Annotated in this window: 3 protein-coding genes; 2 read left to right on the top strand and 1 reads right to left on the bottom strand. The window is 60.2% G+C overall.

Annotated features, from left to right (window positions below; translation table 11 throughout):
* Window positions 1–175: 175 nt before the first annotated feature.
* Together Q8Q83_RS00070 and Q8Q83_RS00065 are read left to right on the top strand one after the other, a co-directional pair.
* Window positions 176–490: a cupin domain-containing protein gene (locus tag Q8Q83_RS00070; protein WP_305620045.1), complete on the top strand. Its 315-nt coding sequence runs from the start codon at window positions 176–178 to the stop codon at window positions 488–490.
* A 12-nt stretch (window positions 491–502) separates the two neighbouring features.
* A complete protein-coding gene (locus Q8Q83_RS00065) occupies window positions 503–922 on the top strand; it encodes a VOC family protein (RefSeq protein WP_305620043.1) in 420 nt (139 codons plus the stop codon).
* 17 nt (window positions 923–939) lie between these two features.
* Here the strand turns inward: Q8Q83_RS00065 and Q8Q83_RS00060 are convergent.
* Window positions 940–1,850: PilT/PilU family type 4a pilus ATPase (locus Q8Q83_RS00060; RefSeq protein ID WP_305620041.1), on the bottom strand; the 911-nt coding region annotated here is incomplete at its 5' end.

Genomic DNA, 1,850 nt, shown 5'->3' with positions numbered 1-1,850 from the left:
CAATCCCCAGGCGCTGGAGCTGTTTCGCGATTTGCCGCAGCTGCAGCAGTAAGCAGTGCCGGCCTCCTGCTCGCGGCAGGAGGCCGATGACCTTAAACAATCTCAGCCAGGCTAGAATCCACCGGCTATTGCATTAGCCGTCAATAACGCCCCGCCACTTACAAGGAATTTCTGCATGGCCGGCCAATACCCCGACAAGATCAAATCCCTGCCGCTGTATGACGGGCGCTTCGACGCCTACAAGCTGACGGCGCAAGGCAGTGACGTGCTGTTCGCCTCCTACCCGGCAGGCACCTCGATTCCGCCCCATGTGCACGACACCGACAACTATGGGGTGATCACCCGCGGCGCACTGCGCCTGACCATCGACGGCAACACCAGCACCTACCAGACCGGCGACTGGTATCAGGTGCCGGCCGGTGTCGAGCATGCCGCCGAGTTCACCGAAGAAACCGACGAGATCGAGTTCTGGTTTAAAGCCGAGAGTTAAGGAGCATTCGCCATGGAATGGAACAAACTGGTGCCCGAACTGGTGGTGTGCAACTACTCGGAATCGAAGCTTTTCTATCAGGAAATCTTCGGTTTCACCTTGCGCTTCGAGCGCCCGGAAGAGCGCTTCGGCTACTTCGATCTGGATGGCGCCCAAGTGATGCTGTTGGAGCAACCCGGCGCGGATATCTACGCGATGCAGCGCCCTGGGCCCAATGGCAAGGGGCTGCATTTTCAGGTCGAAGTGGAATCCATCGAGGGCATCTTGCAGCGCTTGCAGCAGGCCAATATCGCCCTGGCCAAACCGGTTTATGAGGCCTGGTACCGCGGCAATCAGGTGGAATATGGCCAGCGCGAGTTTTTCGTTGCTGACCCGGATGGCTATCTATTCCGTTTCTACGAGTGCATCGGTGAACGCCCGGCGCAGACCTGATGCCGGACGCTCGCGACTTATGACAAGCGGCCCGGGTCTTCGGGCTGCTCATCTTCTTCGATATCTTCCAGCTTTAGCTCCAGGCCCCAATCGCCGCTGCTGGCCGGCTTGGTCTCCGGGGCCGGCGTGCTGGCGGAAGCCTGGCTGGCTTGCGCCGCGGCATTGGCTGGGTTTTCCCGATGCAGCTTGAGTTTGAGCCGCACGTTGTTGGCCGAGTCGGCATTTTTCACCGCCTCTTCTTCGTCGATGGAGCCGTCATGGACCAGGTCGATCAGCGCCTGGTCGAAGGTCTGCATGCCGATGTTCTTCGACTTCTCCATGATTTCCTTGATATCGCCAAAATCACTGCGCTTGATCAGGTCGCGAATGGTCGGCGTACCCAGCAGCACTTCCACCGCCGCGCGGCGCTTGCCGTCTACGGTCTTCACCAGACGCTGGGAAACGAAGGCCTTGAGGTTGTTGCCCAGGTCGTTGAGCAGCTGCGGGCGGCGCTCTTCGGGGAAGAAGTTGATGATGCGGTCCAACGCCTGGTTGGCGTTGTTGGCGTGCAGGGTGGAGATCGCCAGATGACCGGTATCGGCGAAGGCCAGGGCATGCTCCATGGTCTCGCGGTCGCGAATCTCGCCTATCAGGATGACGTCCGGTGCCTGGCGCAGGGTGTTCTTCAGCGCGGCGTGGAAACTGCGGGTATCCACCCCGACTTCGCGCTGGTTGATGATCGATTTCTTGTGCTTGTGCACATATTCCACCGGGTCTTCGATGGTGATGATATGGCCGCCGCTGTTGCGGTTGCGGTAGTCGATCAGCGCCGCCAGGGAGGTGGACTTGCCCGAACCGGTGCCGCCGACGAACAGCACCAGGCCGCGCTTGGTCATCGACACGTCCTTCAGCACCGGCGGCAGCTTGAGATCCTCGAATTCCGGAATCT

The organism is Pseudomonas sp., from assembly GCF_030696055.1.
In the GTDB taxonomy this organism is placed as follows: Bacteria; Pseudomonadota; Gammaproteobacteria; order Pseudomonadales; family Pseudomonadaceae; genus Aquipseudomonas.
The sequence above is the reverse complement of the archived record's forward strand: the minus strand, read 5'-3'. Positions and strand labels throughout refer to the sequence as shown.